The following is a 14538-nucleotide window of genomic DNA, read 5'->3' on the forward strand; positions in this document are numbered from 1 at the left end:
TAAAAAAGACTGCAATCGTGCGCATGCCGGCAGGCGCGCGCAGTCGCAATACTGACGCCACGCGTCAGATGCGCCGCGGAGGCGGCAGTGAATGGCGCAGCGAAGCGGAGACGAGAGGCGCATCCGGCGCTGCGCGGGCCGTAGAAGCGACGACGGCGGCCGCAGCCGCCGTGTCGGTGATTTCTCGATCCCCGATTCGGTACCGATCGACCGGCCACGCGATGCCGCGCAACCGGCCATCGTCGATCAGAAGCGGTGACGCAGGCCCAGGTTGACCATCGTCTGCGAGCTGGTGCCCGCATAGCCGTACGAACCGATCGACGCCTGCGCGGCCATCGCCCCGCCGTTGCCGTCGCCCGTCTGGCCGCTCGCGTGCTGGTACGCGGCGGTCAGGTACACGTCCGTGCGCTTCGACAGGTTGTAGTCCGCGCCGGCCGACACCTGGTGATAGGTCGCCGACGTATCGCCGCCCGAGCGCGTATAGCTGTAGCCGACGCCGACGAGCAGCGCATTGGTCGCCTGGTAGTTCACGAAGCCCTGGCCGGTGTTGTAGTGCTCGTTCGAGTTGAACACCGAGCTCGCGTCGCGGCGGTACTGCGCGTTGCTGTAGCCGAGGCCGAACGTGAACGGGCCGGCGACGTACTGGCCCGCGATGCGGGCGATGCCGATCGAGTGCGCGCTCGCATAGCCGGTGTTGATCGGGCCGTCGAAGGTGCCGTCCGACGAGCTGGTCCAGCCGTTGCGCAGCCCGTTCGACGCGGGGCTGTTGGTCGCGTGGAAGTAGCCGCCCGCGACGCTGAACGGGCCATTGTTGTACGACACGGCAGCCGAATACGACTGCGCGGCGCCGGTGCTGCCGGCGATGCCTCCGAACGAGTACATCGCCGAGAACTGCAGGCCCGAATACACGGCCGACGTGTACTTCACCGCGTTGTCGACGCGGAAGCTGTTGTCGTAGTTGTCGACGTCGCCCGGCGTCGCGAACACGCTGCCGAGATAGTTGTCGGCGGTGATGCCCTGCACGAGGTCGACGAGCGGATCGTACTGGCGGCCGAACGTGAGCGTGCCGTAGCGGTCGCTCGACAGCCCGACGAACGCCTGCCGGCCGAACAGGCGGCCGCCCTGGCCCTGCCGGCCGCTGCTCGGGTCGAAGCCGCTCTCGAGCTGGAATAGCGCCTTCAGCCCGCCGCCGAGATCCTCGGTGCCCTTCACGCCCCAGCGGCTGCCGGCAAGATTGCCCGCGCTGCTGTTGCCGAGCATCCATGCATTGTCCTTACCCTGCGCGTGATTCACGTACGTGATCGACGTGTCGATCACGCCGTACAGCGTGACGCTCGACTGCGCATGCGCGGCGGGCATCGCCGCGAACGATGCGAGCGAAATCAGCGAGAGGGTCGTGCGTTTCATTTCATCTCCTTGCGATTGGCTTGCTTGAACCGGATGGGCAGGAGACTACCGAGCCGCCGACGAACGGCAAAAATGAAATTCTTCGATGTGACGTAAAGCAGACATGCACATGCTGCGGCAAGGTCCATTGAGAGATTCACATTATTGAGAACTGTGCATCAATCGATCTGAATTTCAGGATGGGGCGATTGGTGCATTGCCGGATTCGTGATAATTCCGCACGATTTTCGGTCGAATTTCGATGGCGACGCATTCGTCGTCGATTCATCAATTGATTATTTAATGAATTGAATCGCGTGATGCGGGCCGGGGTGTGTTATAGCGCGCATCGCGCGAGCGTGATGCGGCGCGCTCACCGTCAGCGGCAATTGGCATCGGGTGCGAGAATGCGGCCTTCGGCCGGCACGCGTCGTGCCGCTCACCAGGGAACCCGCATGGACATTCACATCGCTCCGGTGGAGCTGAAGAAAGCCTACCGTCTTCTCAACCATGGCCCGACCGTGCTCGTGTCGGCCCGTCATGACGGCGTCGACAACGTGATGGCCGCCGCATGGGCCTGCGCGCTCGACTTCCTGCCGCCGAAGCTGACGGTCGTGCTCGACAAGTCGGCGAAGACGCGCGAGCTCGTCGAGCGCAGCGGGACGTTCGTCATCCAGGTGCCGACGGCCGGGCAACTGCAGCTTACGCATGCGGTCGGCAGCCACAGTCTCGCGGAGCGGCCGGACAAGCTGCGCGAGGCGGGCGTCACGCTGTTCGACGTCGAAGGCCACGACCTGCCGTTCGTCGCCGGCTGCTCGGGCTGGCTCGCGTGCAGGCTGGTTCCCGAGCCGCACAACCAGCAGACCTACGACCTGTTCATCGGGGAAGTGGTCGCGGCGTGGTCCGACACGCGGGTGTTTCGCGACGGCCACTGGTATTTCGAATCGGCCGATCCGGCGCTGCGCAGCCTGCACTACATCGCGGGCGGCAACTTCTATGCGATCGGGGAATCGCTGCACGTCGATCCGGCCGCAGAGTAGGCGTCGGGCGGGCAGCCGGCCGCGTCCAGCGCGGCGTCGACGACGTCGTGCGCGAGATCGAGCGTGCAGCAATCGGAACCGGGCGGCGTGGCGCCGCCCGCGCATCACACGTACGCGTAGCGCACGAGGTGGAAGAACACCGGCGCGGCGAAGCAGATCGAATCGACGCGATCGAGCATCCCGCCATGGCCCGCGATCATCGAGCCCCAGTCCTTGGTGCCGAGCGAGCGTTTCACGGCCGACAGCACCAGCCCGCCGACGAAGCCCGCGATCACGATCGCGAGGGAGATCCCGAACGCCGCGCCGAAGCTGAACGGCGTCACGCGATACAGCGACGCGCCGCATAGCGTGGCCAGCAGCCCGCCGCCGATGAAGCCCTCGATCGTCTTCGACGGCGACAGCTGCGGCGCGATCTTGCGGCGTCCGAACAACTTGCCGACGACGTATTGCAGCACGTCGCTGATCTGCACGACGAACAGGAAGAAGAACAGCAGCAGCGCGTTCTGCCCGGCGTAGCGAGGGATGTCGAGGATCAGCACGGCCGGCGCATGGCTCAACCCGTACACGCACACCATCAGCGCCCAGTTGATCTTCGCGTTGCGGCTCAGGAATTCCCGCGTGTCCTGCGTGAGTGCCGACACCAGCGACATCGCGAAGAACAGGTGCACCGGCACGAAGATCGAATACATCCCGTACCAGTTGATCCCGAGCAGCAGGTACTGCACCGGAATCGCGATGAAGAACGCGATGAAGAGCGTCGTGTGGTCGCTTGCGGTCGTCGGCGTGAGCGTGATGAATTCGCGCAGCGTCAGGTACGACAGCAGCGCGAACACCAGATACGTGACGTTGTTGCCGAGGCTGATCGCGATGACCATGATCGCGATCATCGCCCACCACGCGCGGATGCGCTGGTTCAGGTTGACGATGGTCGCGCTGGTGCCGCCGCTGCGCGCGCCGAGGATCGCGCCTATCACGGTCGCGAGCACCAGCACGCCGGTGACGCCTGCGACCAGTTCCCAGAAGAGAGTTCGCATGGAGAGGTCCGGAAAAGGGAGAGAGGGGCGCCGCGTTCAGCCGGCCGGCCGCTGCGGCGGCGCGAGCGCGACGATCGCGTCGCGCATGCGGGCGAGGAAGGTCGGCTTGTCTTCGCCGGCGCCGAGCGCCTCGTTCGCACCGAAGTGCACCTTGCAGATCAGCGGCACGGGCCAGATCGCGCCCTTCGGCATGATGCGCTGCAGGTTCTCGAGATAGACCGGCGCGAGCGCGACCTCCGCAAACTCGGTCGCGAGATGGAACAGGCCGCTCTTGAACGGCTGCGGCAAGACTTCGGCGCCGCGCGTGCCTTCCGGAAAGATGATGATCGAGTGGCCTTGCCGTAGTGCATCGCGCACCGGGTCCAACGGGTCGCCGCCGCTTTCGCGGTGACGGTCGATCAGCACGACATTCAGCAGCTTCTGCGCGATGTGACGCTTCACGTTGCTGCTGTCCCAGTAGTCGCGCGCGGCGACGGGCCGCACGACCGCGCGCACGTCGCGCGGCAGCGCGGCGAGGATCGCGAGCGTGTCGATGTGGCTCGTATGGTTCGAGAAGTAGATCTTCTGCGTCGGGGAAGGCGGCGCCTGATGCCAGACCGGATACGCGCCGGCGACGAGCCGCACGATCGACAGCAGGAAATCGCGCTGCCAGACGTTCAGGATGTTCATCGGCGCCGCGCCTCCTGCATGCATGCCCGCGCGGCCGCGCATGCGCGGCGGGCGGAATCCCGGAATGCCGGTGCGGCAGGATGCGCGCCGGTCGGCCCTTGTTTAAGTTTTTTCAAATTCGTGGCTGCCTGTTGCAGGGCCGCGATAATCGGACGATGCACCGGCGGGTGTTGCGTCGCGGCGAATTCGCCGTTCGACGGCGTGATAATCGGCTGTTGCACGCGCGCCCGGCCACAGTTCGAATGAATTGCTGCGCTCGCGGGCCAGCGGATTATCGCGAGTTTCCGTCGAAAACGCCAGATTGCCCGGCATGGCACGGAGCGGGGTGCGGCTTGACGCGTGGGGACCGCTCGGCGACGATTACGCCCACCTGTCGAAAGCCGCCGCCGACGGGTGCGCTGCCCGGGGCCGGGCCGCAAACGTGTCCGAACGCAAAGAACCAATAAAACGATGAGCCTCTACGCACTCAAACCGAAATTCCAGAATCGTCTGCGTCCGTTCGCGGATTCGCTTGCCGAACGCGGCGTCACGGCCAACCAGGTCACGCTGTTCGCGGCCGGCGGCTCGATCGTCGTCGGCGCGCTCGCGGGGCTTGGCGTGTTCGCCCGCGTGCTGTTCCTGCTGATCCCGATCTGGCTGTTCGTGCGGATGGCGCTCAACGCGATCGACGGCATGCTCGCCCGCGAGCACGGGCAGAAGAGCACGCTCGGCGCTTACCTGAACGAGCTCGGCGACGTCGTGTCCGACGTCGCGCTCGTGCTGCCGTTTCTCGCGATTCCCGCGTTCGCTGCGGCGGACGTCTGGCTGTTCGCGCTGACGGCGGTCATCGTCGAATGCGCGGGGCTGATCGGCCCGCTCGCCGGCGCGACGCGCCGCTACGACGGCCCGTTCGGCAAGAGCGACCGCGCGCTCGCGCTCGGCGCGTTCGCGCTGTGGATCGGCTTCGGTCTGCCGGTCGGCAGCCTCGCCGCGTGGCTGTGGCGCGTGCTGATCGTGCTGTCGATCGTGACGGTGGTGCGGCGGGTGCGGGCCGGGATCGCCGAAGCAGGCGGCTGACGGCGGTAGTGGGACCGGCGCCGGAGGGCGCCGCCGCATGATTCGAATAACGAAACGAGCGAGACCGCATGAACGCAAGCGCGGCCCGCGAGGCAGACTTCATCACACGCGACGGCGAAGCGCCGTTCTATCGTCACGGGCCCGCGACGGGTCCGCGCTGCCGTGGTGCGATCGTGCTGCTGCATCACGGCCACGAACATTCTGCGCGCGTCGCGCACCGCATCGACGAGCTCGACCTACCGGACTTCGCGTTCTTCGCATGAGATGCGCGCGGCCACGGCCGCTCGCCCGGCGCGGGTCGGTCAGCCATCCGTGACCGGCCCGGACGGCCGCGGCTCGCGGTGGCCAAGCGGGTCATGCGTGCGCCGCCCGCTGCGTCCGCGTGCGCTTCACCGCGTACATCGCCTGGTCCGCGTGCTCGATCAGCGCGTTCATGTCGGTGCCGTCGTCAGGCAGTATCGCGACGCCGACACTGACGCCGAGCCGCAGCGGATGCCCCTCGAATTCGAACGGCTCGCCGACCTGCCGGGCGAGCCGTGCGCGTTGCGCATCGACGTCGTCGCGGCTGCCGATGTCCGGCAGGATCACCGCGAACTCGTCGCCGCCCACGCGCGCGACCGTGTCCGAGCGCCGCACGGCGCGCTGCATCCGCGTGGCGATCGCACGCAGCGCGGCGTCGCCCGCGCGGTGGCCGTAGCCGTCGTTGATCGGCTTGAGCCCGTCCATGTCGATGTTGAGGATGCCGAGCCGGCCGTTCGCGCGCAGCGCCGTATGCATCGACTGGCGCAGGCGGTCGTAGAACAGCGCGCGGTTCGGCAGGCCGGTGAGCGCGTCGTGCGTCGCGCGCAGGTACAACTCGTTGGCCTCGTTGCGCGCCGCATGGAACATCGCGGCGGCGATCAGGTCGGCCGTGAGCCGCAGCGTCCCGGCATCGGCGGCCGAAAAACCGTCGAGGTCCGGCGACATCACCTTCAGCACGCCGACCGTCGTGTCCGCATGGGTGAGCGGCATCACCAGCATCGAGCGCAGTCCCACGCGGCGGCACGCATCGCGGTCGACGCGGGGGTCGGATTCCGAATCCTTGCAGTGCAGCAGTTCGCCGCGCGTCACGCACAGGCCGGACAGGCTGCCCGAGCGGCGCAGCCGCAGCCCGAGCATCCCGGCGGCGGAGCCTGACGCGGCGCGGTACACCATGTCGTCGCCTTCGGCGAATTCGACCGCCGCGCCGCTCGCGCCGGTGAGCTGCGGCACCTGCTCGGTCACGTAAGCCATCACGCTGCCGAGATCGAGGCCGAGTTTCGCGATCTCGGTTTGCGCGGCGATGATGCGCAGCAGCGTGTCGGGGGACGGAGTGGCGGTGTCGACGATTTGATCCAAGTCAGTTTTCCAGGAAGAAAGCACAGCGCGCGGCCCGAGCTTGCGGTAGCATACGCGCCGCTCACGCGGCAGCGCGTTCCGGGCGGCCCGCAACGGGCCGCCGCCGGCATCCGGCCGGTTTCCCGGGGCGCCGGGCCGTCGGTTCGGCAGCGCCGGCAGTATGCCGGTCGGTCCGGCCGGCAGCAACGGTGTAACTCTTGCCATTCCATCGCGACGCGCAGCATTTCCGACCGGATTGAGTTGTTTTTCGCTTCGTCAGCACGAATCAGGGCGAGTTTTGTCTTGATTTTGAGATAGTGTGATGAATGTGCGAGCGCCGGTGCCAGGTGCGCGCTGTCCGACGAGTCGGCAGCGAAATGATTCGCCGTGTTGTTTCGATAAATGCATTCAGGCCAGACTTTGAGGGGAAGCAGTGGGGATGTGCACTCACGGGCATAGCTGCTTTGCGCGCGTCGGTTGCGGCGCGCTTGATAACCGGACGATCGTGACGATGCGGGGCCGCGCATGAAGCCGGCCGCGTCGCTGTTCGTCCTGTCGGTCGCCACGTTCGGCGCGTTCCATGCGGCCGCGCTGGCGGCCGCGCCCATGCCGGCTGCGGCCGCTTCGGCGTCAGCCGGCAGTCAGGCCGTGCCGGTGCTCGCCAGCGGCGCGGCCGTGCCGCCTCTCGCGGCCATGCCGAGCGCCGCCAGCGCGGCGTCCGCCGGCCTGCCCGCGACGACCGTGCACCTGCCGTTCGCGTCGCTCGGCGCGTTCGATCCGGTCCACCTGCGCGGCGCCGACGACGCGCGCACGATCAATGCGGGCGTGCGGCTCGACCGCGTGGTCACCGGCGCGCGGCTGCGCCTGACCTACGCGTATTCGCCGTCGCTGGTCTTCCCAATGTCGCACCTGAAGGTGTCGATGAACGGCGAGGTGGTCGCGACCGTCCCGTTCGACGCGACGCGCGCGGGCCGCACCGTCACGCAGGACATCCCGATCGATCCGCGCTACTTCTCCGATTTCAACCAGATCGGCCTGCGCCTGATCGCGCATTACACACTCGACCACTGCGAGGATCCGTCGAGCTCGGCGCTGTGGGCCGACGTGAGCCCAACGAGCGAACTGATCCTCGACGAGTCGCCAGTGCGCTTGCCGAACGATCTCGCGCTCTTGCCCGCGCCGTTCTTCGACCGGCGTGACAACGGGCTCCTGCGGCTGCCGTTCGTGCTGCCTGCGTCGCCCGACTCGGCAACGCTGCGCAGCGCCGGCGTGCTCGCGTCGTGGTTCGGCGCGCAGGCCGACTACCGGCAGGCGCGCTTCCCGGTTGCAGCGACGCTTCCGGCCGACGACCAGGCGGTGGTGGTCGGCACGGCCGCGACGTTGCCGGCCGGCCTCGCGCTGCCGTCGGTCAACGGGCCGTTGCTCGCCGTCGCCGACAACCCGGCCGCGCCGGGCCGCAAGCTGCTGGTCGTGACGGGCCGCACGGCCGCCGAGGTCGACGACGCGGTGGCGGCGCTCGTGCTCGGCCGCGCGGCGCTGTCCGGCCCGGCGGCGACGGTCGCGCACGTGGATCTCGGCGCGCCGCGCAAGCCGTACGACGCACCGCGCTGGCTGCCGGTGAACCGGCCGATCGCGTTCCGCGAATTGGTGTCGGATCCGCGCGAACTCGAAGTGCGCGGCACGTCGCCCGACGCGATCCGGCTGAACCTGCGCGTGCCGGCCGATCTGCATTCGTGGAACGGCTCGGGCGTGCCGATCACGCTGCGCTACCGCTACACGGCGCCGACCGTGCAGGACAACTCGACGCTCGCCGTCGAGATCAACGAACAGCTCGTGAAGTCGTACCGGCTCGGGCCGGCCCACGCGGAAGACGCGCGCGGGCGCATGCAACTGCCGCTGCTGTCGGTGCCGGAAGGGCGCGTGACGAGCGATGTCGACATCCCGGCGTTCCGCGTCGGCAGCGGCAACCAGCTGCAGTTCCGCTTCACGCTCGATTCGCAGAAGACGGGGCTCTGCTCGAGCACCGCGACCGAGCCGCAGCGCGCGGCGATCGATCCGGATTCGACGATCGACTTCTCGCACTTCGTCCATTACGCGCAATTGCCGAACCTGGCGTTCTTCGCGAACAGCGGTTTCCCGTTCACGCGCTTCGCCGACCTGTCGCAGACGGCGGTCGTGATGCCGGACCGGCCGTCGCCGCAGGAACTGGAAGCCTACCTGACGATGCTCGGCCACATGGGGCAGTGGACCGGCTTCCCGGCGCTGCGCGTGCAGGTCGCGCGGCCCGGCGACGTCGCCGCGCTCGCGGGCCGCAAGGACCTGCTCGTGATCGACGGCTCGCCCGCGTCGCCGCTGCTGTCGCACTGGCGCGCGGCGTTGCCGCTGTCGATCGACCAGCAGGCCGGCACGGGCGCGACGCGTGTCGCGTTTTCGGTGAAGGAGCGCTGGCGCAACGGCATCGGCATGGCCGACGGCGGCGCGCATATCGAACAGACGGGCTCGCTCGCGGCGCTGGCCGGGTTCGAGCTGCCGGGCAGCCATGGCCGCAGCGTCGTGGCGCTGACGGCCACCGACCAGACGCGTCTTGCCGACCTGCTCGACGTGTTCGAGAAGCCGGGCCTCGTGTCGCAGCTGCAGGGCGACCTCGCGCTGGTGCGGCCGGGGCAGGTCGACAGCCTGCGCGTCGGCGAGCCTTACGTGGTCGGCTTCGTGCCGTGGTACGCGCGCGTCTGGACGCACGCGGCGCAGCACCCGGTGGTGCTCGGCGTGGTCGGCGTCGTCGCGGGGCTGCTGCTCGCGCTCGGCGTGTTCAGCGTGCTGCAGAGAATCGCCGCGCGCCGACGGGGGATGTAACGGATGGCGTGGGCATTCGCAAGGCGACGGGCAACGCAGCCGGCGCGGCGGGTCGGCACGACGCTCGTGATGGCCGTCGCGGCAGCGTGCGCGGCGACCGGCGCCGCCGGGCGCGCGCAGGCCGCGCAAAGCGGCGCGGCCGACGTGCGGTGCGGCGCGGCGTGGCCGCGCTGGGACGCGTTCAAGCGCGATTTCGTGTCGGCCGACGGCCGGGTGATCGACGTCGGCTCGGCGGATTCGCGCACGGTATCGGAGGGGCAGGCGTATGGACTGTTCTTCGCGCTCGTCGCGAACGACCGGCACACGTTCGACACGATCCTCGCATGGACCGAGAACAACCTTGCACAGGGCGACCTGAGCGCCCGTCTGCCGGCGTGGCTGTGGGGCCGCGCGCCGGACGGCGCGTGGCGCGTGCTCGACGCGAACGCGGCGTCGGATGCCGACCTGTGGATCGCGTACACGCTCGTCGAAGCCGGACGGCTGTGGTACGAGCGCAGCTATACCGCGCGCGGCGCGCTGCTCGCGAAGCGCGTGCTCGACGACGAGACGGCCAGCGTGCCGGGCCTCGGCCTCACGCTGCTGCCCGGGCCGACCGGCTTCAGGCTGGCCGACGGGCGATGGCGCGTGAACCCGAGCTATTCGCCGCCGCAGGTGATCCGCGGGCTCGCCGCGCGCCTGCCGGACGATCGCCGCTGGTCCGCGCTCGCGGCCAGCACCGGCCGCGTGCTGCTCGACACCGCGCCGAAGGGCTTTGCGCCGGACTGGGCGTTGTATCGCGCCGGTGCCGGCTTCGGGCCCGATCCGCAGACCCATGCGGAAAGCGCCTACAACGCGATTCGCGTGTATTTGTGGGCCGGCATGCTCGATCGCGCCGATCCGCTCGCGGCACCGCTGCTCGCGCGCTTCGCGCCGTTCGCCGATCACATCGCCGCGCATGGCGCGCCGCCGGAGAAGGTCGACACGACAACCGGCGTCGCGGGGCCGAACGACGGCAATGGCGGCTTCTCGGCGGCGGCCGTGCCGTTCCTCGACGCGCGCGGCCAGCATGCGCTCGCCGATGCCCAGGTGGCCCGTGTCGACGCGCTCGCGCGCCAGTCGGCGCCCGGCTACTACACGAGCGTGCTGACGCTGTTCGGCCTCGGATGGCGCGATGGCCGCTACCGGTTCGGCGCGGACGGGTCGCTCGATGCGCGCTGGGAGGGCCCGTCATGCGCAGGCCGATGAAGTACACCGCGCGGCGTGTCGCGGGGCTTGCGTGGCTCGCGTCGTCGGTCTCTGCGGGGGTGCCGGCCGCCGTTGCCGTCGCGGCGACGAAACCCGTCGCGCCGAAAGCCGCGTCGGCGCCGGCTTCGGCCGCTGCGTCCGCTTCGTCCGATGCGCGGCTTCAGCTCGCGACCGCCCGCATGTGGGGCGCCAAGCATCGCGACGACCTCGCGCGGGACGCACTGCGCAAGGGGCTCCTGATCGCGCCGGACGATCCCGAACTGCTCGCGGAACAGGTGCGCGTGCTGTTGCGGCTCGGCGACGCGCAAGGTGCGCAGGCCACGCTGGCACGCCTGCAGGCGCGCGCGCCCGCGGCGCCCGACACGCGCCGCGCGGCCGACGAATACCGCGTCGCGACGAGCGGCCGCGGCGAGATGGCGCAGATCCGCCTGCTCGCGCGCAGCGGCCGCGCCGACGAGGCGGCCCGGCGGATCGTCGCGCTGTTTCCGAACGGTGCGCCGTCCGGTGCGCTCGGCGCCGAGTACTACCAGATCGTCGCAAACGCGCCTGGCGGCCGCGAACCGGCGATCGCCGCGCTGCGCCGCGCGGTCGCGGCGGACCCACAGGATTCGAGCGCGGCGCTGGCGCTCGCGCGGCTCCTGAACCAGCGCGACGACACGCGTGCGGAGGCCAACCGCATCGCGTGGTCGCTCGCGAAGCGGGGCGACGCCGATCATACGGAAGCGATGGCCGTGTGGCGGCGCGTGCTGCAGTCCGCCGGCACCGATCCCGCCTATCTCGACGCATTGCATGCATATCTCGCGCTCGTGCCGGACGACACCGAATTCCGCGATCGCGTCGCCGCACTCGACCGGCAGCGCGACGCGCAGCGGCTGCTTGAGCGCGATCCGGGCTACATCGCGCAACAGCGTGGCTTGCAGGCGCTCGCGCGCGGCGACCTGGCCGGCGCCGATCCGCTGCTCGCGCGCGCCGCGCAGGCGCGTGCGGGCGACGCCGATGCGGTCGGCGGGCTCGGCCTGCTGCGTCTGCGCGAAGGCCGGCACGACGAAGCGCGCGCGCTGTTTACGCGTGCCGCGGCGCTGTCGACCGACCAGCGCGTCAAGTGGCAGAGCCTCGCACGCACCGCGCAGTTCTGGGGGCTGATCGCGCAGGGGCGCGCGGCGGCGTCGGCCGGACGGCCGCAGGATGCCGAGCGCGCGGCGCGCGCCGCGCTCGCGATGCAGCCCGACAGCCCGGACGCGAAGCTGCAGCTTGCCGATGCGCTGCTCGCGCAGCGCGACTGGGTGCGCGCGGAGCCGTTGCTGCGCGAGTTGCTCGCCGCACGTTCGCCGAATCTGTCGGCGGTGCGCGGCACGGCGACGCTGTACGAGAACACCGGCCGCGCGGATCGAATCGGCCCGCTGCTCGACGCGCTGCAGAGCCGCGTGACGGGCCGCGACGACCGCCGCGCGCTCGACGGCTTGCGCGCCGACCTGCTCGCGAGCGAGGCCCGCGCGCTTGCGGACAAGGGCGAACGCGGGCCAGCCGCGCAACGCTACGAAGCGGCGGTGCGCGCGGCGCCCGATGCGCCGTGGACGCGTTTCGCGCTCGCCCGGTTGTATCGCGACATGGGGCTGCCGCAGCTCGGCCGCACGGTGATGGACGACGGGCTCGCGCAAAGCGACACGCCCGAGATGCGCTATGCGACCGCGCTGTATCGCAACTCGCTCGACGACATCGCGGGCGCCCAGGCCGCGCTTGCGGGCGTCGACGACGCGCAACGCTCGGACGGCATGCGTGCGCTCGCGCGCAAGCTCGACGCGGAAAGTTCGCTGGCCGGCGCGCGCGGCGCGCTCGGTCGTGGCGATCGTGCGGCCTTCGCCGCGTCGCTCGCACATGCGCAGGCGAGCGCGCCGGACGATCCCGACATGCTGGCCGCGATCGGCGCGCAGTGGATCGACGCGGGCGAACCCGAGCGCGGCCTCGCGCCGCTGCGCGACTGGATCGCCGCGCATCCGCACGAGGCCGATCCCGACGTGCGGCTACGCTACGGCGACCTGCTCGGCAGCGCGGGGCGCGACGACGCGCTCGCCGCGTGGCTCGACGCGCTGCGCCGCGAGCCGGCGCTGACGCCGGCACAGACCGCGCGGATCGAGGACCAGTCGCTGCGGCTCGTTCTGCGGCGGACGGACAACGCGATCGCGCAACGCGACTACGCGCGCGCCCGCACGCTGCTCGATCAGGCGAGTCCGGCGGGACGCGCGGACAAGCGCTACGCACTTGAACTGGCCGACCTCGAACGCGCGCAGGGCCATTACGACGCGGCACGCGACGCGCTTGCGCCGGTCGTCGCGCGCACGCCGGACGATGCCGATACGCAGCTCGCGCTCGCGCGCATCGACGAGGACAGCGGCCATCGCGCGGCCGCGCTCGCACGCGTGCAGGCCGTGCTTGCGCGCACGCCGGACGACGACGTCGACACGCGGCTGTCGGTCGTGCGCCGCCTGAACGCGCTGCGCCGCGCGGACGAAGCCGCGCAGGTGATCGACCCGCTGCAGGCCGCGTACCCTGCGCGTGCCGACGTGACGGTCGCGGCGGGGCGCGTGGCCGAGGCGCAGGGTCGCTACGACGATGCCGCATCGCTGTACCGGCTGTCGCTGTCGCAGGAGCGCACGAGCGGCGTGAGCCCGGGCCGCGACGGCCGCACGCCCGCGCAGGCCGCGTTCACGGATCTCGCACAGCGGCGCGATCCCGAGATCGAGATCGGCTGGCTGCCCGCGTACAAGTCGGGCGACGAGGGGATTTCCGCGTACCGCGCGCAGCAGGTGCCGATCTACATGCAGCTGCCGGTGCGCTACGACGGGCATGCGTTCCTGCAACTCGACACCGTGCATCTGGACGCCGGCACGCTCGATACGAGCGACCCGAACGCGTATTCGCTGAAGACGTTCGGGACCTACGCGGCGCTCAACACGCCGATCGGGCTGCCCGCGCCGTTCGCCGCGAATCCGTCGGCCGCCGCGTTGATCGCGCATCCGCCGGGCGACCTGCATCAACCGATGACGGGCGTCGCGCTCGGCGCCGGCTATCTCACGGACGCGTGGCGCGTCGATCTCGGCACGTCGCCGCTCGGCTTCCCGGTGCATTACCTGGTCGGTGGCGTACGCTATCGCTTCGACGCGGGGCCGGCGAGCTTCACCGTGAACGCGTCGCGCCGGCCGGAGACGAGCAGCGTGCTGTCGTATGCGGGGATGCGCGATCCGTGGACCGGGGCGGTATGGGGCGGCGTGCGTCGCGATGGCGTGAACCTGCGCGGGTCGGTCGACGTCGGGCGCGTGAACCTGTTCGCCGAACTCGGCGCGGGCGTGCTGTCCGGCCGCAACGTCGAGCGCAACGCGGAAGTGACGCTGCGCTCGGGCTTCACGGTGCCCGTGTACGAACGCGCGACGATGAAGGTGAGCACGGGGCTCGTCGGCAATGCGTGGCACTACGCGCAGAACCTGCGTTACTACACGTATGGGCAGGGCGGTTACTACAGCCCGCAGCGCTACCTGTCGCTCGGCGTGCCGATCGAGTGGGCAGGGCGGCGCGACGCGCTGTCGTGGGACCTGACCGTCACGGCCGGGATCTCGAACAGCTACGAAAAGGATTCGCTGTTCTACCCGACCCTCGCGAACCAGCGCGCCGCGCAGGAGGCGGCGGGGCTCGTCTACGCGAGCAGTTCGACACGTGGCGTGTCGTTCTCGTACGGCGTGAACGGCATCGTCGAATATCGCGTGAATCCGCACCTGAGCGTCGGCGCGCAACTGCACGTCGATCGGTCGCACGACTATGCGCCAAGTTCGGCGCTCGTGTACCTGCGCTATGCATTCGACGCACGCGCGGAGCGCAGCTGGCTCGTCACGCCGACGCCGGTGCGGCTTTATTCGGATTACTAGGGG

General features: G+C 70.0%; 10 protein-coding genes and 1 pseudogene. 6 read left to right on the plus strand and 5 right to left on the minus strand.

All coding sequences use genetic code 11. From position 1 onward, the window contains the following. Positions 1–246 precede the first annotated feature (246 nt). Positions 247–1407: a porin gene (locus tag LGM71_RS03830; RefSeq protein WP_226114049.1), complete on the minus strand. Its 1161-nt coding sequence runs from the start codon at positions 1405–1407 to the stop codon at positions 247–249. Between the two features lie 434 nt (positions 1408–1841). Here LGM71_RS03830 and LGM71_RS03835 point away from each other — a divergent pair, with 434 nt between their 5' ends. Next, the gene (locus LGM71_RS03835; protein ID WP_226114050.1) at positions 1842–2426 is read left to right on the plus strand and encodes a flavin reductase family protein; all 585 of its coding nucleotides are present in this window, start codon (positions 1842–1844) and stop codon (positions 2424–2426) included. Between the two features lie 104 nt (positions 2427–2530). Here the strand turns inward: LGM71_RS03835 and LGM71_RS03840 are convergent, their stop codons facing one another. The 3 genes from LGM71_RS03840 to LGM71_RS03850 form a co-directional block, all read right to left on the minus strand. Beyond that, entirely contained in the window at positions 2531–3460 is a 930-nt protein-coding gene (locus LGM71_RS03840) for a phosphatidate cytidylyltransferase (RefSeq protein ID WP_124626602.1), read from the minus strand. A gap of 36 nt (positions 3461–3496) precedes the next feature. Next, complete coding sequence (locus LGM71_RS03845; RefSeq protein WP_151052043.1) at positions 3497–4129, minus strand: lysophospholipid acyltransferase family protein; 633 nt, start codon at positions 4127–4129, stop codon at positions 3497–3499. Between the two features lie 102 nt (positions 4130–4231). Next, positions 4232–4441 (minus strand): hypothetical protein, encoded by a 210-nt coding sequence (locus LGM71_RS03850; RefSeq protein WP_226114051.1) that lies wholly within the window; start codon positions 4439–4441, stop codon positions 4232–4234. A gap of 138 nt (positions 4442–4579) precedes the next feature. Between LGM71_RS03850 and LGM71_RS03855 the strand changes: the two genes are divergently transcribed. Then, positions 4580–5185: a CDP-alcohol phosphatidyltransferase family protein gene (locus tag LGM71_RS03855; RefSeq protein WP_226114052.1), complete on the plus strand. Its 606-nt coding sequence runs from the start codon at positions 4580–4582 to the stop codon at positions 5183–5185. 68 nt (positions 5186–5253) lie between these two features. Further along, positions 5254–5445, plus strand: a pseudogene (locus LGM71_RS03860) (hypothetical protein); the annotation flags it as partial. A gap of 94 nt (positions 5446–5539) precedes the next feature. On the opposite strand, the gene LGM71_RS03865 reads toward LGM71_RS03860, so the two are convergent. Next, on the minus strand, positions 5540–6562 hold the full coding sequence (locus LGM71_RS03865; RefSeq protein WP_124903660.1) for a sensor domain-containing diguanylate cyclase: 1023 nt from the start codon (positions 6560–6562) through the stop codon (positions 5540–5542). 504 nt (positions 6563–7066) lie between these two features. Between LGM71_RS03865 and bcsB the strand changes: the two genes are divergently transcribed. Genes bcsB through LGM71_RS03880 form a run of 3 tightly spaced genes read left to right on the plus strand, consistent with a single transcriptional unit; the run spans position 7067 to position 14535 of the window. Further along, positions 7067–9394: a cellulose biosynthesis cyclic di-GMP-binding regulatory protein BcsB gene (gene bcsB / locus LGM71_RS03870; protein WP_175817612.1), complete on the plus strand. Its 2328-nt coding sequence runs from the start codon at positions 7067–7069 to the stop codon at positions 9392–9394. 3 nt (positions 9395–9397) lie between these two features. Continuing rightward, complete coding sequence (bcsZ, locus tag LGM71_RS03875) at positions 9398–10618, plus strand: cellulose synthase complex periplasmic endoglucanase BcsZ (RefSeq protein ID WP_226114053.1); 1221 nt, start codon at positions 9398–9400, stop codon at positions 10616–10618. Continuing rightward, positions 10603–14535 (plus strand): cellulose synthase subunit BcsC-related outer membrane protein, encoded by a 3933-nt coding sequence (locus LGM71_RS03880; RefSeq protein WP_226114054.1) that lies wholly within the window; start codon positions 10603–10605, stop codon positions 14533–14535. Before bcsZ ends, LGM71_RS03880 begins: the two co-directional genes overlap by 16 nt. Positions 14536–14538 lie beyond the last annotated feature (3 nt).

Source organism: Burkholderia sp. AU33545 (assembly GCF_020419685.1).
Lineage (GTDB): Bacteria > Pseudomonadota > Gammaproteobacteria > Burkholderiales > Burkholderiaceae > Burkholderia > Burkholderia diffusa.